The organism is Bacteroides sp. 1001302B_160321_D4 (assembly GCF_015667765.1).
GTDB lineage: Bacteria > Bacteroidota > Bacteroidia > Bacteroidales > Bacteroidaceae > Bacteroides > Bacteroides xylanisolvens.
Genome location: NZ_JADPLO010000012.1, coordinates 20,288 through 40,890 on the forward strand (window position 1 = coordinate 20,288; position 20,603 = coordinate 40,890).

The 20,603-nt window shown below is 35.8% G+C and carries 14 protein-coding genes and 1 pseudogene; 6 read left to right on the forward strand and 9 right to left on the reverse strand.

Annotation, left to right across the window (positions count from 1 at the left end):
• From KFO40_RS06855 to KFO40_RS06885, 7 genes and pseudogenes are all read right to left on the reverse strand, one after another.
• A complete protein-coding gene (locus KFO40_RS06855) occupies positions 1-2,586 on the reverse strand; it encodes a zinc-dependent metalloprotease (protein WP_151935456.1) in 2,586 nt (861 codons plus the stop codon).
• A 33-nt stretch (positions 2,587-2,619) separates the two neighbouring features.
• Positions 2,620-4,299 (reverse strand): PKD-like family lipoprotein, encoded by a 1,680-nt coding sequence (locus tag KFO40_RS06860; RefSeq protein WP_008649980.1) that lies wholly within the window; start codon positions 4,297-4,299, stop codon positions 2,620-2,622.
• Between the two features lie 21 nt (positions 4,300-4,320).
• Entirely contained in the window at positions 4,321-5,181 is an 861-nt protein-coding gene (locus KFO40_RS06865) for a DUF4843 domain-containing protein (protein ID WP_008649981.1), read from the reverse strand.
• Positions 5,182-5,192: 11 nt separating this feature from the next.
• Positions 5,193-6,695 carry a RagB/SusD family nutrient uptake outer membrane protein gene (locus KFO40_RS06870; protein ID WP_211146217.1) on the reverse strand — a complete coding sequence of 501 codons (1,503 nt, stop codon included), beginning with the start codon at positions 6,693-6,695 and terminating at the stop codon, positions 5,193-5,195.
• 11 nt (positions 6,696-6,706) lie between these two features.
• Positions 6,707-10,036: pseudogene (locus tag KFO40_RS25870) on the reverse strand (SusC/RagA family TonB-linked outer membrane protein).
• Positions 10,037-10,060: 24 nt separating this feature from the next.
• Complete coding sequence (locus KFO40_RS06880; protein WP_004314578.1) at positions 10,061-11,251, reverse strand: FecR family protein; 1,191 nt, start codon at positions 11,249-11,251, stop codon at positions 10,061-10,063.
• An 82-nt stretch (positions 11,252-11,333) separates the two neighbouring features.
• Positions 11,334-11,915, reverse strand: coding sequence for an RNA polymerase sigma-70 factor (locus KFO40_RS06885; RefSeq protein ID WP_117684968.1), 582 nt, complete (start codon positions 11,913-11,915; stop codon positions 11,334-11,336).
• 283 nt (positions 11,916-12,198) lie between these two features.
• Between KFO40_RS06885 and guaA the strand changes: the two genes are divergently transcribed.
• The 6 genes from guaA to KFO40_RS06915 all read left to right on the forward strand — a co-directional run bounded on the left by guaA (position 12,199) and on the right by KFO40_RS06915 (position 19,006).
• The gene (guaA, locus tag KFO40_RS06890; protein WP_117684970.1) at positions 12,199-13,506 is read left to right on the forward strand and encodes a glutamine-hydrolyzing GMP synthase; all 1,308 of its coding nucleotides are present in this window, start codon (positions 12,199-12,201) and stop codon (positions 13,504-13,506) included.
• Positions 13,507-13,944: 438 nt separating this feature from the next.
• Complete coding sequence (locus KFO40_RS06895; protein ID WP_015531304.1) at positions 13,945-15,174, forward strand: site-specific integrase; 1,230 nt, start codon at positions 13,945-13,947, stop codon at positions 15,172-15,174.
• Between the two features lie 66 nt (positions 15,175-15,240).
• Positions 15,241-16,239 carry a hypothetical protein gene (locus tag KFO40_RS06900; protein WP_229098082.1) on the forward strand — a complete coding sequence of 333 codons (999 nt, stop codon included), beginning with the start codon at positions 15,241-15,243 and terminating at the stop codon, positions 16,237-16,239.
• Positions 16,240-16,484: 245 nt separating this feature from the next.
• Positions 16,485-16,973, forward strand: coding sequence for a hypothetical protein (locus KFO40_RS06905; protein WP_015531306.1), 489 nt, complete (start codon positions 16,485-16,487; stop codon positions 16,971-16,973).
• A 67-nt stretch (positions 16,974-17,040) separates the two neighbouring features.
• Positions 17,041-17,217 (forward strand): hypothetical protein, encoded by a 177-nt coding sequence (locus tag KFO40_RS06910; RefSeq protein ID WP_015531307.1) that lies wholly within the window; start codon positions 17,041-17,043, stop codon positions 17,215-17,217.
• Positions 17,201-19,006 (forward strand): DEAD/DEAH box helicase family protein, encoded by a 1,806-nt coding sequence (locus KFO40_RS06915; RefSeq protein WP_081030975.1) that lies wholly within the window; start codon positions 17,201-17,203, stop codon positions 19,004-19,006. Before KFO40_RS06910 ends, KFO40_RS06915 begins: the two co-directional genes overlap by 17 nt.
• A 152-nt stretch (positions 19,007-19,158) precedes the next feature.
• Here KFO40_RS06915 and KFO40_RS06920 read toward each other — a convergent pair whose 3' ends face one another.
• Both KFO40_RS06920 and KFO40_RS06925 read right to left on the reverse strand, forming a co-directional pair.
• Positions 19,159-19,977: a helix-turn-helix domain-containing protein gene (locus KFO40_RS06920; protein WP_015531308.1), complete on the reverse strand. Its 819-nt coding sequence runs from the start codon at positions 19,975-19,977 to the stop codon at positions 19,159-19,161.
• A 258-nt stretch (positions 19,978-20,235) separates the two neighbouring features.
• Positions 20,236-20,430, reverse strand: coding sequence for a hypothetical protein (locus KFO40_RS06925; RefSeq protein WP_211146218.1), 195 nt, complete (start codon positions 20,428-20,430; stop codon positions 20,236-20,238).
• Positions 20,431-20,603 lie beyond the last annotated feature (173 nt).

Here is a 20,603-nt window from a genome sequence, read left to right on the forward strand (position 1 = left end):
TTATTTTAAGTTGATGTCGAGCATCTTTAATAATAATTCATAGTGAGCTTTCGTCTTCCCTGATGCACTGGCTGCCTTTTGTTTCATCAGTTGTTTCGCTTTAGCTATATATGCGTATACATCTGCTTGGGTAACTTTGGCTGTCATAGAAAAACGATTCAACGGTTTCCATTCAAAACCTGCTACAGGGTTGTGCATGACACCCTCTTTGATGGCATGTCCTTGGCAACAAGTATATCCGAACTGGCGGTGATTGATGTCAAGTGGTTTTTCTCCGGTCAATGCTTTCCCGGCTCCTTTGATTGTGAAACCGGCAGTTTGCATCATCATGTATATATATTGTTTCTGGAGATTCATTTGGGATTCTGTTAATGTACATCCGGAAATGGTCGGTTTCCATACAAAATTGTATATCATGTTGAAAGCCTCGGCAGCAGTAAATGAATCTTTTTCTAATCCTTCGTATTGTGATACCTGAAAAGGTACAGGCAGTATATATCTCAACATGAAGTTTTGAATAGTTTGTTTAGGGGAACCGGAAATTGGGAATTTAGTTAACAAGTTTTTGTTGTCAAGCCAATTCAGATCGTTATAAATCTCGAATAGGTAATTCAGGGCTTCTTTTTGTTGTGCCTTTGGGATCTGTGCAAAACGTGGCATTGTGTCCCCTTCTTTAACTTCGTTGACAAAATAGCCGCCTACATTGCCTGCTACATGGGTAACGTACATTGCAAGTTGTTCTACGATACCAATAAATAAATCTTCACGGTATTCGTATGTATCGTCACCTTCGGAAATCCAACTTTCCAGATTATTCATGATATACTTAAGGTTCTTGATGCCATATCGAGTTGCTTTCATAGAGTTGTCACCAATATCTTCCGTTTGTGAACGGGGATCAACAACTCCATATACTTGTTGTTTTCCATATCGGTACACTGGATTCTCTTTAATGGCATCACTGATCCATTTGCCTGTTATAATTGCTTCTTCCTCTGCAGAATTAACATTGAATACTGGAGTATACGTCCATTTAATGAGGTATTTGTCGTATTCACCAAAGCGGGGAGGAGTCAATTTAACGCCACGTTCTTTATCGCCAGGTTGTGCTACATAGTTGAAGCGTGCATAGTCCATGATGGAAGGAGTGGTACCATACTTCTGTGTGAATTCCGGTGAACGTAAAGAATCTACCGGGAAGGTGGAAGAAGCTCCCATGTTATGCATAAACCCTAAACAGTGCCCGATTTCATGTGAAAGTACATAGCGCAACGCATCTCCAACCATTTCATCCGGAATATTGACTGTGCGTACATCTTTATCGGCTTGTGCTGTTTGCACGAACAACCAGTTGCTGATAAGTTTGATGACATTGTGATATAGATATACGGAGGCATTCAGGATTTCTCCGCTTCGCGGGTCTACCCATGATGGTCCCATTGCATTTTCAATGCTTGATGGAGCATAGCGGACACATGAATATTTGATATTGTCGGGATCGAATTTCGGATCATCTGTCGGGAAATCTTTGGCTGCTACAACATCTTTGAATCCAATCTGTTCAAATAATTCATTCCATTGGGTGACTCCTTCCCGCAGATATGGTTTCCATTTCTCTGGGAAAGTATTATCGATGTAGAAGACAATCTGTTTAGTGGGTTTCACTTTCTCTCCACGTAAGTAGGCGGCGGTGTCGGACGGTTGTATATCCCATCGATTGGCATAGTAAACGGGTACGGTCGTTTTAGCTCCTTCGCCTAGTTGTTCGCGTCCGGTAAAAAATACACCGATCCGGTAATCTGCCATACGTGGACGATAAGGCTTTTCTTTTAACAGCATGATGGAACGTGTCATTTCTGCGGTGAATGGACGGTCTTTTATGAGTGATGTTCCTTGTGAATTGCTGACAGAGAATGTATATGACAGACAGCTTTTAATAGAAACATTATCTTTGAAAGCCTTGATTTGTGAAATGTACGAGCAGTCGGATTGATAATTCTCTGTGCGATTGTACATTCCATAAATAGAATTTTTGTCGAAGGGACTCATCTTTTTATTGTCGCCCAGGAAGACGCTGCTCATATCAAAAACGATAGCAGTAGAGTCATTATTGTATGCTTGAATCTTTTGGTTGCTTAAAATTGCTCCCAGTGTACTTTTGCGTAAAGCTTCATCAATTTGTGTGTTACCAGTAATATAGTCAGTGTTTACCTGACGTAACTGTACATGTGTTTTATTGCGTGTGAATACTACGTGAAGAAGATCGGTCGGTTTAGAACCGACTACTGCATTGCCATTATCAGAGATACTGGTGACAGTGGAACCAATAAGCATATCTTTATTGATTAAATTCACAGGAAGTTCAAAATATACTTTTCCATCCAGCAGATGGAGAGTAATCAGTCCTTTGGCTATTTCATGCTTTTTCTTGAATAGTTTGTCATATTCACTTTCTTTTTTAGCAGGAGTTGTTTGTTCTGTTTTTGCCTTCTTTTTTTTCCAGAAGAATGGAAATTTACGCTGTGCGTCAATGGTGGTAGACGAAGCTACCACCATTGCTGCAAGTAAGAGGATTTTCTTTTTCATATCAGTTCTTTAATGTATTTTTATGAAATTAGATTAATATCCGGTTGTTGTTACATCTAGGATTTTACCAAAACCATCATAGATTAGGGCTTTAGAAATATCCAAGGTTCCTGCACCGGCCTGTTTCATCGGAACAATTGAGACTTTTCCGTTAAATTCTGCGGATTGGGTCACAATAATGAGGGCTTTGTTATTCCATGCATTTGGGGCAATAGTTGGTGGATTACCAGTCATTACATTAATTTGATTGGTATATTGCCCTTGTTGATATAACTTGGCTTTTGTAATTTTTTCTCCGTTACTGGGGGTAAACTGTGAGGTGGTGGAGACAGATACTTCATTTCCCATACCGTAAGTAAATGAGTATATAGCTGCATCTGTTACTACATATAATACATTATTTGTATGTCCGAAGAAAATAGATACAGCTTTGTCTAGTAAGGTTTTTCCTGTCGTTGGAATAATATATTTGTTTTTTGCAGCTGCTGGTTGTTCTGGTGAAGTCACAATCCATCCCTCCCAATTATCAGGATCTTCATAATGTCCTTCTTCTGCTTTATATTGGCTTAAAGTGTAAATAGCATAATTTCCACTATTATCGTCTTTAAGTAAGAAAGTGGCCAATGAGCCATCTTGAGAACTTGTTGCGGCAATAGCTGTTTGACTTCCCATGTCATTAGGATCGAAATCTGGATTTGAGATATACGGAGTACATGTGTTATAACTCGTGCCATTTAAGGAATAAAAGGCACCTTTGGGTTTATCTAACCATACTAAATGGTTGTCCCCAATACTAAATGAAGAATTTGCTGCATATACATTGTTATTGATTTCAAATCCATTAAAAACAGAATTAGGCATAGAGAATTTGTTACCTGCTACGTTTAAGAATGAATATAGTCCATTATTTGTATAAGCGATGAAAAGTTGTGAAGAACGAATATAAGATTTTACTTGAAAATCGGTGGGGCAATATAAAAATATTTTTTCATCTTCCCATGTCCCGTTTATTGAATAGTCCTCACAGTTGAAACGAATGCTTTTTCCTGTGGAAGAAATAGCCCAAATCTGATTTAAGTGAGAACTACCAAGTATTGCTGTGTTCCCCATCACCTCATAGGTTAATGAAGTCAATAATTCATCATATGCTGCTCCATTAGCAGTTTCTAGTATGTGACGAAATATTCTTTCTTCTTTTGTATATTGATTTGTTATTTGAGAATTGTTAATCAAAGTGAGATCTGTTGTTGTTCCGTTTTCACTATCTGCGATTAACAATCCGTCTAGGAAGCTACTTTGTACATATAATTCCCAAGAATAAATATATTGTAAGTTATCATTTGCTACATCTGTTACAGTCAATTTTAACGTATAGGCTCCATTTGATATAGGACGATTTATAATACCATGAAAGTCTTTTTCTGTACCAATAATTTCATAAACAGGATTGCTAGTTGAGGGTTCCTCCGTTACAGCCCATTCATAGCGCAAATTAGAACCATCAAAACCATCTTGGGTAATAGATGGTACAATATCGACAGGAGATTGATAACCTACGTATATTGAATTTTCTTGATTTTTATCGTTTATACTAATTTGTACTTCTGGAATAAGGTTTGTTACAAATGAACTTTTATCCTCATAACAAGAAGTAAACCAGAGAATATTAGGCAGCAGTAATATTATTAATTGAGTTATATTATTTTTCTTCATAATTTTATAGAATTATATAAATTAATATGTTCTGGCTTCTATAATTTGTCCTTTCAAATTACCTTCGTTATGAACTAGGGGGGCATCGGGATGTTCTTTCTGATACTTTTTTAGATAATCCGCTAATTTTGCAGCATAAGCTTCATATGATTTGTCTGTTACGAATAATCTATAATTGGCGAGATATTTATATGTAAAATATGTTGGTCTCTGTGGTTGGTCAGGATGCGCAGTCATATCGTCCCAATCATCCCAGTCTAAAGCTGTTACAATTGTTTTTAAAGCATTGGAACTATAAGCCGTTGTAGAAGAAGAGGTTGGAGCTAGAGATGATTTTATTAGTGAATTATATGTCATCCATAAATATCGTTCAGTTGCCGGAGGGGCAATGATATTGCTGTTCCAACTTAACGTTGCTGTGATATATTCTTTAGGTCCTAACCCTAGAGTTGATGACTCCTTTAGCTGGATATAAAGTTTATATGATGCTCCATTTTGTATTTCATCAGTATTAAACAGCCTTATTTTTATTGTTCCTTTTAAACTATTTGCGGGAATCACTGCAGCAGTTATTTCATAACTGTTTTCGGGGGCAGTGGTTTCCTCCGCATTGATTACATAATTCACAGTACGGTCTTCTGTCGATACATTTCCGACCAAAACTAAAGGCAATTCATATTCACCATATTCATCAAAGGGATTCTCCAGAAAAGAATAATTCCCTTTAAATATGTCGGTTTCTGCATCGTACTCATTCGTAGAATTGAATCTGACAGCATTATATTGACTGTCAAAATATGGTATTTCTTCCTTGCCGCAACTAATGAGGCATAAAGAGAAACAGCTTATCGCTAAGACTGATTTTATAATTATTTTTTTCATATTAATATTGTTTATTGTACACGACCGGATTGTATTTCGAAGGTAGGATAAGGCAATAAATATTGCGTATCTGTCATCTCTTCACTATAATTAGGAATGGATTTACACCCTGTTCGCTTATAGTAATAGAACATGACACCTTCGGAAATGAATTCTTTGTGATATTCTTTTTGTATTTCTTTTATGATTTGATCTGCATTTAGATTTTCAAGAGGGGTGCTGATACCTCTGTTTTCGCGAATCTTATTTAGCCTTTGTAATGCCATGTCAAGATTTGGGGTTGCACTTGTTGCATAGCATTCTGCAGCAATATAGAATATTTCAGGCAAGCGTATTAGAGACAAGCGGTTCTTATTGAATTCGTCTAAACTTGCTTGATGAATTTTCATAGGGACATATCCTCTGGAATCACTTTGGGTTTGATCTAACATTCGTGTGAAACGAACATCTGAATTTATGCCTTCATATATATTTTCAACATCTGTTGGAGATATATACATAGCTGTATAGTCTGTGTTGACGAAGTTGGGTATTATATATGAGGTAATTTTGGACGTAACGTCTGAAACATTTAGGCTAAATAAAGCTTCGGATGCTAGAGAACGGTTAGATTGAGAAATTTCTGGTAACAGGTAGGAGTAAGTGTACATATCGTCCATAACAATTCCATTATCACCGATAGCTGTGATTATCTCTTCAGTAGCATTTAAAGCTTTGTCTATGCTTCCTTTACTGCCTTCCCATAAATATACACGTGCTTCCAATGCTTTGACTGCATAATAATTGAGTCGTAAAGTTCTATCTTTGAAGAAACCATCTGCATCTATACTTGTGTAATAAGAAGCCGGATGTTTTTTTGTGATCGGGTCGTATTCCTTTAATAATTTTTCTGCGGCTTCCAAATCGTTGATAATCATCTGAAGTGTCTCCTTTCCTGTGCGTTGAGGAGTTGGGATCGATGATAAAGTTGTTACATATGGAATCGTTTTTTTAGAATTTAGTTCTGCGGAACGGTTTTTCCAATCACCATATCCATATAGGCGCAACAGATCAAAATGCATATATGCACGAATGGCAAGAAGTTCTCCTTTGATAACATGATAATAGACTTCGTTCAGACTTGACTCCTGTCCTTCCATATTAGTTAATGCTTCATTGGCATTGGCTATTACAGAATATGCTTTAGCCCAGATATTTTCGATGTCCGAGAATATTTGTGTGTGGTCGTAATTGAATCTTTCATATTCTTGCATTTCTTTACTATTACTTGAATTGGAAGTCACAGGATTAAATTGATGACCTAATATTTCAATTGCATACCAAGATAGTTCTTTACCATAAAGGATATTATCTGTCATGCTAATATAACAACCTATTAAGGATTGTTGGAATCCGGCAAGAGTGCTATAATGATCTTTTTCTCGAATTTCAGATCCTGAAGTAACATCGAACCAGTCGCTGCAAGAGGATAATGTTACTATGGACGTTAATAGGATTAATATGTATTTTTTCATCTTTATAAAATTTAGAGAGTGGCTGTTAATGAGAACGACATATTTCTTGCGAAAGGATAAGTTAAACCTCGTTCTATTTTTATAGAAGAGAACGTTGCAATATCATTTAAATAGAATGATAAACGCAGGCGTTGCATACTTAATTTCCTATAAATGGAACTGGGAAACTCATAATATGCACTGATGGAAGAGAGTGATAATTCACGCCGATCCTGTACAAAGCGAGTGGTAGCACGTGTGGTTGTTTCAGAATTAAATTTCTTGTATGGTGTTACTTGTCCGGGAGTAGTCCAACGACCAATTAGCAATCGGCGATCCACATTGTAAGCAATATTTGCATTTTCCACCCGACTGACGAGGGTTGAATTATACATTTGACAACCAGCAAGATAACTTATAGTAGCGCTTAATCCGATACCTTTATACTCGGCTGTGAAACCGCCTGTACCACGATACTTAGGATCGGAGTTACCAGCAGCGACCATATCATTGGCTGAATAAGTATAAGTGTAGGTACCATCTTTTTTAATGTATATTTCTTGTCCGGTTTGCGGATCAATACCGGCTGAAGGGACTGCCCATATTGTTTTCATAGATAATCCGTCTTGATACATTAATACAGGTGCAGAGGTATTATTATCTTCTGCTTGTTTCATCATTTTTTCATTGTAAGCCCGCATACTCTCTGACAAACGAATTATTTTATTTCGGTTATAGGCAAATGTTCCATACACATTTACAAAACCTTCTTTTCCTTGCCATATTGTATAATTAGCTTTAGCTTCAACTCCAGAATTACGTACCAATCCTAAATTATCTTTTACTATTGCGAACCCTGTAGAAGTTGGGATTGTTACATCGGTTAACATATTCTTGGTATCTGCTGAGTAATAGTCAACAGAAAGGGATAATCCGGCAACTCTCATATCAATTCCTATATTATGATCCTTTTTCTGTTCCCATTTTAATTTGGAGTTAGGCATGGATGCTAAATATGCTCCTGTAAATTTGCCAGCTAAGCCTCCATATACGACGCCTGTGTAATAATTATATGTAGCAATTGCTGCGTTGGTATCAAAGTTTTGATTTCCAGTCAAACCAATCGAAGCTCGAAGTTTTAACTGTTTAATCCATCCAACACCTTTCAAGATGGCTTCATTGTGCAGGTTCCATCCAATACCAAAAGACCAGCTATTGGCCCAACGGTTATCTGAACCGTATAAGGAAGATGCGCTTTCCCGAACAGTTGCATCGGCTAAATAACGATTGTCATAATCATACGAAGCGGCTAATAGGAAGCTGGCTTCACGGTTAATTGTGGAATAACCAGTAGGGGTACTGTTTTCTGCATATTGTTTTGCGAATGAAATATCTGCCTTCTGATTATTGGGGAAACCTTCTGCCGTGTGTCGATATGCTGATGATTTTTCTCCGGAGATAAAGGCACCGGCATTTCCAAAGATAGTATGTTTACCAAATTGATTATTATAGTTTATATTCAAGTCTCCGGAAATAGAACTGGATTTACCATTTTCCATAATATACTTACCACGCTTAAGTATATCATTAACATTTGCAAAAATGGAATGTGAGGCGGGATAGAAATCATCCATATCATTTCGTTTTTCAGAGACTCCTATACGTGCTGTTGCTTTCCAGTTTTTATCAACTTGCCATTCTGCATAAAAATTATTGGTGAATTGTAAATAACTGGAAGTAAAGCTGGTTCCGATAATAGAATTATACATAGGGTTAGCTACTTTGGTTGATGTTGAGCCAATTTGTTCTACCCATTGAACTATATTCCCATTTTCATCAGTTGCTTGCCAATATGGATTCATTCTGGAATATTCGCTAAATTCTCCATAAGGGGACTCATTACTTTTGTTAGATATGATTGATAGGATATTCTTTAGTAATAGTTTGTTATGTCTGTATGATAAATTTATATCACCCTATATATTGCGGCGGTCAGATCCCTTCATAACCCCAGTAATCTGATTATAAGTAAGGTCTAAGATTGCACGTAAATTTTGGGAATCGCCTAATTCTATATTTAGGTTATGTTTATGTCCTATGCCAGTGTGAAGTGGCTTGGATAACCAGTATGTATCTAATCCTTCTAATGCAAGTTTTCGTCGGCCATTATATAATTGATCTAATTGGATTTGTGTATTGGCGTTACTACTTGTATATACTCCGTCTAAACGTTCTGCTTCCAATTTTTCAAATGCATTACAAAGGTCATAACTGGTTAAATCCGGCATTTCCAAAGAAATACTACCATTATACGTAATACGCTGTTGATTTCCGGTTAAACGTTTTGTTTCAATAACAATTACACCATTGGCTGCTTTAGAACCGTAGAGAGCTTTTGCTGAGGCGTCTTTTAAAATTGTAATGCTTTCAATTCGGTTCATGTCCATGTCCATTATTGTTTCAGCAGTTGTTTCAAAACCATCAAGAATGAATAAAGGTTGATTGGGTTGATTTTGATAGTTGCTGCGTAAAGAACTGCTTTCTGTCGTTGGAAAACTGGAAGTTCCACGCATTGACATATCCGGAACACTATTGGGATTGGAGCCCATATCAAAATTATCTGCAATGTATATTGTAGGATCCAGATTTTTCAAGCTCTGGAACACATTCTGATTTCCGACACGCATCAAATCTTTGCTCGAAATAGTAGTTGCTGCTCCAGTAAAACTTTCCGCTTTACGAGTATAAATTCCAGTAACGATAACCTCATCTAATTTAGTATCACTTTTTAGAGTAATATTTTTTCGTACATCATTCCGACCACTATTAATCATCACTTGTTGAGTAGACATTCCGATATATGAAAAGGTGATAGTACATGCGGTATTAGTTGGAATCTCTATATTATATTTACCATTGTTGTCGGTTATGGCAAATCGTTGAAGATCACTAATCACAACATTAACACCAGGCAGGGGGTATCCTTCTTCATCTGATACAATACCGGTTGCGGAACGTTTATCCCCTTGTTGTTCCACTTTAGAGATGGTAACAATATCTCTTTCCATACTATAAGTAAGCCCTGTATCATTAAGAACAGTACGTAGTACGTTATCCACAGTTTCATCTTTTACATGGATAGTGATGGGTTTCAGTGACTTTGTCTGTTCTGTATTGTAGACAAAGCTTAATCCGGTTTGTTGTCTTAAAGCATCGAAAAAATCTTTGACAGTGACAGATTCCAGATTTAAAGTTACTTTTTTGCCACTTTCTGGAATGGCAAGCATCATTGTGGGTAATAGTAATAATACTACTACCAGAGAAAGTATTCGGATTCTTTCTCTACTTTTTGTCTTTCTCATTCTTTCTTCTTGTTTAATTAGTAATTAATTGTCTGTGATTAAAATTTCTCTTCCTTCTATTTTTATTTGTAAATTCGTAGTACGTGCTATTGCTTTTAATATCGGGCTGATTGTGGCATAACGATCCATATTACCAGTAAATCGCAGTTGTTTAAGCTCGGAAGTGCCAAAGGAAATATTAACATTATACCAATGTTCTAGAATTTCGACAATATTTTCTAAAGTACGATTTTCGAAAATAAGTCGTCCTTCATTCCATGCTATGTAGGGAGTGAGGTCTACATTGTATATAGATATATTGTTACCTTTCTGTTCAATGTGTGCCAATTGGCCCGGCTCTATGAGTTGTTCCTGTGTACTTCCTTGAGGAATAATACTGATACTCCCTTTCACTAATGCGACTTCTGTTCGTCCAGAGGTGAATGTATTAACATTAAATTCTGTACCATACTGTTTGATTATTCCTTGGTCAGTGACAACGTAGAAAGGACGAGCATCTTTGGCTATTTTAAAATAGGCTTCCCCTTTTAGATAAACCGTGCGTTTAGTCTTACTAAACTTTACAGGATACCGTATTTCTGTATTATAATTGAGGTGTACGGTTGTTCCATCTTCAAAGGTTACTCTGAATTCGTTTCCCTGTTCAGTTGTTAATGTGTTTTTTTCTACTATTTCAGGCTGCTGTTTTTGAGATATATCTATATTTATATTGGGTGTTGATGGATAGATGAGCGCACCATTTTGAGCTATAGCAGTTGTGGAATGATTAACCTTAACTGGTGTTGGATATGTTGGAGTAAGCGATTGTTTGTCATTCCCGGCTAAAATTAATGTAGCTTTAGGAATTCCTGGCTGTATGGCATCTCCTAAGGCTAGATTGTCAGATATTTGTTTTTCGGAAGCAATATAAAAGTACCATCCTCCTGCTGCTATTATTATAGGTAATATTAAAATAGCTGCATATTTCAGGAGAATTGATGTGACTGATACTTGGCAATATTTCTTTTTGAAATGTTTCCATGCCTGATGTGAGTTAATCTGTGTATATGCCTCGTAGCGCTTACGAAATGATGCGCTTGTTCGTAAACGATTGAAAAACTCTTCGTGTTGTGGAGAGGTCTTGATCCAATTGTCAAGTTGTTTTTTCTCGTGCTCTGTAATATCACCGAAGAGATATTTGGCTATTAATTCTTCTGTACCAGATTTTATTTTCATATATTTATTGTCTTATCATTTGTTAATAAGACAACATGAAGATTAAAAAGAGGTACAAACTTTCTAAAAAAGATTATTTTGGTTACGAAAAAAACTTGGAACTATACAAAATGTCACATAAGGGGAGCAAAAAATAGCATGTGCCCATCTGTTCTTTGATAGATTGTATAGCTCTTTTCTTTTGTGTTTTTACTGTTTCAATCGAAATTCCTAGTGCAGTAGCTATTTCTTCATTCTTTTTTCCATCCATATGTAATAAGAATATTTCCCGGCAGCGTGTTGGCAATTTATCGATAGCACGAAATAGTAGCCGGTATACTTCTTCTTCATTGGTATCTTCTTCTTCTGTGATTTCTCGATAAGTGCTTGCCAAGCGTTCAAGATAGAGAGATTCTACATTCTGATGTTTTAAATAATTAAGAGAGGCATTTCGTATAGAATTATAAAGATAAGTTCGGAAAGAAGGCAATGATAAGAATCTCATTTTCTTTTCCCACATAGTTGCAAAAAGATCCTGTACAATATCTTCGGCAGCTTGTTGGGAAGAGAGAAAGTTGATGGCATACAACACCAATGCTTTATAATATTCATTATAAAGCTGATGATAAGCGGTTGGGCGTTGTTCATTTATACCTTTTATAAAGGAACTTTTCTCTTCGTTCATGGTGAAATATTATGTTTTATGCAGCAAATGTATAAAATATCTAGGATAAAAGAAGCCTTTCAAACTCTATAGTGTTTGTGAATGCTTCTTTTTTCTTTTTGCTTGTCTGTATAACTTCATTTTTTTCTTTGGAATAATATAACAGCAAAAAAACGCGACTCTGTTCTGAAACTTTAGAGAATCAATGTATTATAGTCTCTCTAAAAATCTTTATATTTGCAAACCGTTTGGAAACAATAGTGAATAATAAACAATACAATAACTTAAAAACAACCAAAATCAGATGAAGCAGGATATGATTGTTATCCTTGACTTGGGTAGTCATGAGAATACGGTGTTGGCTCGCGCCATCCGTGCATTAGGAGTTTATAGTGAGATTTATCCTCACGATATCACAGTGGAAGAACTGAAAACATTGCCCAATGTAAAGGGTATTATTATTAATGGTGGACCGAATAATGTAATTGATGGCGTTGCCATTGATGTAAATCCGGCTATCTATACTTTGGGGATTCCTGTCATGGCTGCAGGTCACGATAAAGCAACTTGTGAAGTGAAGTTGGCAGAATTTGCGGATGATATTGAGGCTATAAAGGCGGCAGTGAAATCATTTGTTTTCGATGTCTGTAAAGCTGAAGCTAACTGGAACATGAAGAACTTTGTCAATGATCAGATAGAGTTGATTAAGCGTCAGGTGGGCGATAAGAAAGTATTGTTGGCTCTGTCGGGGGGAGTTGATAGTTCTGTGGTAGCAGCGTTACTTCTGAAGGCAATTGGTAACAATCTGGTTTGCGTACATGTTAATCATGGTTTGATGCGTAAGGGAGAGTCTGAAGATGTGGTTGAGGTATTCAGCAACCAGTTGAAAGCAAATCTTATTTATGTAGATGTAACCGATCGTTTCTTGAATAAACTGGCAGGTGTGGAAGATCCGGAACAGAAACGTAAAATTATTGGTGGTGAGTTTATTCGTGTGTTCGAAGAAGAAGCACGTAAGCTGAATGGTATTGACTTCTTGGGGCAAGGGACTATTTATCCGGATATTGTGGAAAGTGGAACGAAAACTGCTAAAATGGTGAAGTCTCACCATAACGTAGGTGGGCTGCCTGAAGACCTTAAGTTCGAGCTTGTGGAGCCATTGCGCCAATTATTTAAAGATGAAGTTCGTGCTTGTGGCTTGGAGTTGGGATTGCCTTATGAGATGGTTTACCGTCAACCTTTCCCTGGTCCAGGTTTGGGCGTACGTTGTTTAGGTGCTATAACGCGTGACCGTTTGGAGGCTGTACGTGAGTCCGATGCTATTTTGCGTGAAGAGTTTCAGATTGCCGGATTGGATAAAAAGGTATGGCAATACTTTACAGTAGTACCCGATTTTAAATCTGTTGGTGTACGTGATAATGCCCGTTCTTTTGATTGGCCGGTGATTATTCGCGCTGTCAACACGGTAGATGCTATGACGGCTACTATCGAACCGATAGAATGGCCTATCCTGATGAAGATAACAGACCGTATCCTGAAAGAAGTGAAGAATGTAAATCGCGTTTGTTATGATATGTCTCCAAAACCTAATGCGACTATAGAATGGGAATAGAGAGACTTTTTAAGTGATATTTCGATAGCCTCAATTTTTTGTAAGTTGAGGCTATTTTTTTATATGTTGAACCTTGACACATTGAATTTGACAGATGTTTAATCTGATTGATATGTGATTTGCGTTGGTGTAAACCATAGTGTAAACCGGCACCAATTGATGTATAAAAGAAAAAGGCACCCAAGAGTGGAAGCCTCTCAAATGCCTTATTCTTATCAAGTAGCGGGACCCGGGATTGAACCGGGGACCTCATGATTATGAACCTGCGTCTTCCAAAGGCTAAGCCTTTGAAAGCTACCAGCAGAGCTACTGAATATAAGTCATTTATGAAGATTTTGGCTTTTGCTAAATCTTATATCTGACTTCTAAAATATCTCCTATTTGCTTAGCGGTGTAAACCGTAGCGCAAACCAAAATGTGACAATAATATGTTACGTTATGGATGCTAATATAGGCATTATTTGTTTTAAATCAAAAGTTTTAGCTAATGGAGAACATCCGTTAATGTTGAGAATTAGCCAAGGTAAGTTACGTTACTTTAAATCTTTGGGAATTTCAATCAAAGCTTCTTGTTGGAATTTTGATAAGGAAGAACCTAAAAGAAACTATCCCAATCGTGAACAGTTATTGAATATCATGAATCAAACGAGACAAGAATATGTCAATATGATGTTTGAACTGAAAACACTTGGTAAAGACTTTACTCCACAATCTTTGGCTGAATACGTGGAACGAAGTTGTAATAAACAGAATGTGGGAGATTATATTCAATACATCATACAGTATATGACTGCCGAGAAACGGTTAGGTAATGCCAAAGCTTACATTAGTTGTTATAATTCTGTATTGAGATTCGCAGGTAACTTGGATATACCTTTCACGGATATTGATGTAAATTGGTTAAAGCGTTATGAACTTTATCTTCGTAAACGTGGTAATTCTGATAATACGATTGGAATACGAATGAGAGAATTACGTGCTGTTTATAATAAAGCAATAGAAGATAATGTGGTGAACGAGAAGTATTATCCTTTTGTAAAATTCAAAATATCTCATTATCGCAAGGGTAAATGTAAGAGGGCAATTACTAAGGCTGAAATACATAAAATAATGAATGTTGATTTAATGGAGATAACAACTTATTATAGTCCATTACTTTATTTGACTAAAGACTTATTTTCTTTTAGTTATCTTGGTTGTGGTATGAATATGATTGATATAGCATATTTGAAGTATTCAGATATTGTGAATAATCGAATATGCTTTGTACGACATAAGACAAAGCAGCCTATTACATTTCAACTTTTACCTCAAGCTGTACAAATTGTAGATAAATATAGGAAACCAAACTCACAACTGAATGATTATGTTTTCCCAATATTAGACCGTAATTTTCATATTACTGAACAACAGCAATATGACAGGATTAGAAAAGTGATAAAAGGCATGAATAAAGCTCTTAAAAAGATAGGGGCTCATTTGGATATTAGTATTCCGCTGACAACCTATGTTGCACGTCATTCATTTGCAACGGTATTAAAACGTTCTGGTGTAAACATCGCATTGATAAGTGAATCATTGGGACATACAAGTTTGTCAACGACACAGTATTATCTTGATAGCTTTGAAAATGAGCAGATAGATGAAGCAATGAAGAATCTTCTTTAAAATAAAATGTCGCTTTGCTTTTATGGTGAAGCGACATTTTTTATTTTTGTGACAAAGTTTGAAAATATGGAATATCAAATAATACCAATCAATACGATAAAACGAATCGAATCATGGCTGAATAGTGAAGTGGGATTCAGCCGTTCAATGTTTCATAATGAACTGGACTATATATCTGATGTGTATCTTTTGGGTAATAAGTTCCCAATAGAAATACAGGATTTGTACTTGTCAATAAAGAAGGAAGAGCAGGAGATTCCCTATCCAAATTGTGGGACAGATGAGGACAAATATGAATTTAGCATGACTGTGGGACAGAATTTAGTCCTTGAAAGTGGTAATTTTAAAGCCGAGTATATTGAAACGTTGTGGAATACATACAATAAAAATGAGGACGAAGCCTATGAACAGCAAGACCAAGATGTATTTTACGCTATTCTTCTTATTATAAGTATCTACTATAAATACACACAGACCAATGGCTATTTTGATTTTGAGGATTATATTGCTGACCCAACGCAACTAAAGTATAGTTATTCTGTCAGACCGGATATGCTACGTCTTTACAAGATGTTTCATGAGAAGAAAAAGACCAAGAGTAATATTGTCACGATTGAATATAACAAACAGAAAATAGAGCTTACGAATGATGATAGTTGGTTTCTCAATATGATAACTCCATATCTTGATAAATATTTAGGAGTTTCAACTTTGGAAGAAGCGGAAACGGAATTGGATAAAGATTATCCCAGTATAGGTAAAAGAGGGAGGAAGCGCGAAAATGCGATACTTGATACGATAACTCTTAGTATATATAACCTACTACGCCACTCATCATTTGCAGCCAAAGGTAAAGGATTAACAGATAACGAGGGGAATTTTATTCTTGAGTTACTGAAATATCTCAAACTGATTGATGAGGACAGTCCTAAAAATGACATATTGAATTTGCGGGCTACAATCAGGAACTTACAAAAATATGAAGTTCGTCCAAATTGGTGGAAAATCCCCATGTGCAAAATGTCTCCCAATAATCCAGTTGAACATTTAAAATCATATTGGTAAAACATATAAAGATAAAAAATGATAGCCTTTATTTAATTGATGATTATTGTGCAAATACATATAATTTGTTGATATATTGTGATTTATGATATTTGTGATTACATAAAGAATTAAGCATAAAAAAAGGGATTTCTTTATGTTTTTTTCTTCATTTCATACGCTTCTATTTCTCCGTAGTTTTGCAGCGTAATCAAAGACAAAGGTGCGCACCTCGTTTGAGATTCATTAATGTTTAATTTTTTAAAATGAAGATTATGAATTTAGAATTTGGAGAAAAAAAAGTAGTTAAGTCTTATGACAATGAAGGTGCAATGCAAACTGTAAAGGCAATGATGAAAAGAGGTGAGCAATTGAATGTTAAGTTTTACACTAACAAGGATAACTATCCATGTGCTTGGATTGAATCCAAAAAGATTCAAGGTTTCTGTTTGATATTGAATCAAGAAGGATTAAGTTGGTTACGTACTTATTTGGAAACAGGACAAGCGGAAGATTTTGGTTTTAATCCTAATAGTGTTACGGCTTATAGTGAAGGAGAAGATAAGGATTTTCAACTATCAATTTTTAAGCAACTGATTTTAGCGGGAAAAGCATTACAATTTGTTCCTACGTTTCGTGAGTATGGAGCGAAAATTACTGCCAGTGCTTTTTTCAGAAAAGGAAAGATTTTCTTCCGGTTGGAAAGGACAGAAGAGTTATATGATTATTTATTGGAAAAAGAATTGATAGCATAATTGAATTATTAACGGGGGAAGGCGCAATTCCTTCCCTATATTTATAAATCTATTAAAATTTAAAATTATGAAAAAGTTAAATGTAAAGCCAGTAGAAGAGTTGTCCCAGTTCATTAATGAAGCTAATACTCCTGGAAATTTGTTGCAAGATGCACCTGATTTTGATGCAATCAAGCAGGAAGAATACGAAAATGAAGGAATGGATGTGATAGACGTTAATGAGGAAGATGACAATAGAAATTAATCTTAGTGAGCTCGGTAAGGTGCAATACCTTACCGAAGTTCTTCCCGAAATTCCTACGAATACTATTCTTTATAAGAAGTTGACCGGACTTGGTGCTACCTATGGAGAAATCACAGCAAAACGTAACTCGATTATCATTGAGCCGAATGTTCCTGTTATAATTGGTAAGTGCAATGACCCTAAGCATAAAGATGATAATCTGTTCGGAGTATATGAAGGTGTATATACTGACGATATTGTAAACTACTTGGAGAAGAGCAAGAAGAAGTATTATAAGATACTTACTACTCCCGAAAGTTTTCAGAAAGTAAAGGACGCATTTGAAGAACTGGAAATGAGTGCGCATTGTTCTTGTTTTCTTCTGTTTGATGAATGTCATAAGCTAGTGAAGGATGCGGATTACCGGAGTGACATAACACTACCGATAGATGATTTCTTTAAGTTTGACCAAAAAGCATTGGTTTCTGCCACACCGATAGAATTGAATGACCCTCGATTTAAGGAGCAGAACTTTCAGACGATAGAAATACAGCCGACTTTCGATTATAAAAAGGAGATTTGGCTTCATCATACGAATAATACGCTGCAAGCATTTAAAGATACACTATCCAAGCTAAACAATGAGGAAGCTGCACCACTTCCGATTTGTGTGTTTATCAATTCAACTGATATTATATATTCATTGATGAAGCAACTAGATTTATTGGAAGATTCCGCAGTCTTTTGTGCCCCAAAGAGTGTTGATAAGTTGGGAAGGAATAAATTTACCAATGCCTATGAACAGTGCAGCATTGATAAAATGAAACGGTACAATTTTTTCACTAGCCGTTTTTTCAATGCTGTGGATATTGAGTTAGAACAGAAACCTCATGTAATAATGTTAACCGATGTTTACTTTGCAGAACATACAATGATAGACCCTTATACTGATGCTATCCAAATGGTTGGACGATTCAGAAATGGTGTATCATCAATTACACATATTAGTAACGTTAAAGAAGGTATACCACAAAGAACGAAAGAAGAAATAAAAGGATATATTGTTTGCAGCAAGGAGATATATCGAACAATGAAGAACTTTTATGATTGTGCAGCAGACAGGGCTTCCCGTGATGCTTACCGTGCTGCACTGGAAAGTCTTCCTTTTAATAAGATGCTTGATAGGAACGGGAGAGAGAATTGGTTTGCAATAGACAACTACATAGATGAGGAATTGATGAAAAATTATTATTACGATAAAGGCTCTCTAAACGAGGCATACGATAATTGTTATTCATTTATTTCTTATCAACATGGATTTTACTATTCGATAGGTGACTTTGAGCGGTTAAAGAGGGAAAATAAATCTCAATCCATTAAAGACAAGCGTAAAGAGATAGTCCGCCAGTTGGAGATGTTGGGAAATTGTGCTACTGAAATGGAATTGGAATACAAGCGGGATTTGATTGCGGCTGATTCATTTATTGTTGAAGCTTATGATACGGTAGGTAAAGAAGTGATTGAACAACTCAAATATTCCAAAAAGAAAATCACGGAAGCCATGATACAGAAGCAATACAGTGAGAAGGCAACCGGAACAGAGGTAATCCGCTTAATAAAGAACTCATTTACTGTTGGTCAAAAATACACTCGTAAATATATCAAAGAAGAAATAAAGAGAATTTATGCTCTATTGAATATACATCCCCCTAAAGCCATAACAAGTAAGACTATAAGCGATTTTTTTATGGTGTCCGAATGCAAAGTCAGAGGTGAAAGATGTTATTTGCTGATTGAGGAAATATTATAATGCGAAGGACATTTTTTTAAGAAAAGTACTTTTATAGACCCTGTTCGAAAAATGTCCCTTACTTTGAAATAATCGACTAAAAGAATAATTTGGTAGCAAAAAGGAGATTCGCTCCGTGATGAGTGAATCTCCTTTTTTGCAAAGGTTAATTTTTACATGATAAGAGTAACCTTTGGTGGTATGGGACGAGGTTTTTCCACGATATTTACCTTCAAGACTTTAGCTAAATACTTCCAAGTACAAACAGTTCCTTCCGGTATTTTTCGTTTTTTTAGTGCTGCTGCTAAAAATGGTAATGCGCTATAATGGTCGATGATTTTTCCTACTATTTTTTTATTATATGGTGGTATTGTAATGTTTTGTGATGCGAAAAAATCAGCCATTGGTATATATACCTTTGTATAAACTTCGTCATCATCCTTTCCTTTGGCAATATCTATTTTGAATAAATGTGCGTTTGTAAGTGTGTATCCGTTTTGCTCTTCTTTTATCAGTTCTTTGTCGATACACTGATTGAGATAAGAATCTAAGGTCGGGCGGGATATATTTAGTTTCTTGCAGATTTCACTTTTGTTGTATCCTGTGTAATTGGTGTTGTTTAGGCAGATACATTTTAATAAGATGAGGAAAGCTTTGAGTTTGTTAGGAATGTTTTCTTCCAATAAATCCAAGTCAATTCTAATCCAGTCAATTTGCGGTTTGTATAGATAATACGTACAGGTATTGAACACGCCTTTGTTACCAATGTTCTGTTGTGTATCTTTCCGTAGTAACCCTTTCTTTATTAGTTTCTCGATATGCTTGGATATATATTCGGTCTTGCTTATTCCTGTCAATTGGGATAGCGTTTCAAGCTTTACGTGTGAAATATAAGTGTTGTAATCTGATTTCGCTAATAAACAAAAATAAGTATATGCTTCATTTGTTGTAAGCCCTATGGCTAGGCTTGCCGGTATTATTCTGTATCCCATAGTTGGCAAATGGTTGTCCGTTGATAAAATAAATAATCTTCTTTTTTAATAATCTGTTGAAATTGGAAGTTCCGAGACTTATTTTGGCTTCCTTTCTGTCTATATAAGTTTCATTGGTTAGTTGATTTACATACATGAAAAAAATAAGATTTAGAATGTGCTTTTGACTTCTGAAAGAAGGCAATGCTTATTAGTTATTTTCCAATGGTTAGTAGTATAGTCCACCCTGTTTTTTTACATGAGCGTGCCCCTGTTTTTTTACAAGTTGTTTTTTCGGAGTATAAGGATATTTTCTGCAACTTTTGCTAGTCGTTCGAATAGTTCGGGGTATTTCTTTCTTAAATAATCTCTGTCTATTTTGATTGTTACTTTGCGATGAATGATGTGCTCTGTTGTTTCATCTGTAAGGGTGGTACTTGTGTCAGGTGCTATTGGGATTCTTGTCTCAATCATGGGATTTTAAATAAAATGTTTTTCTAATGTGGTTAATCTGTATTCTTTGTTTCTGATAGCCTTGTGTCTGTATCCATACACCGATATGGACTTTATTATCTCTGATTCCGTATTTTAAGGCTAATTCACGTAATTCTTGATAGGTATATACTTCTGACATGGTAGGTAATATA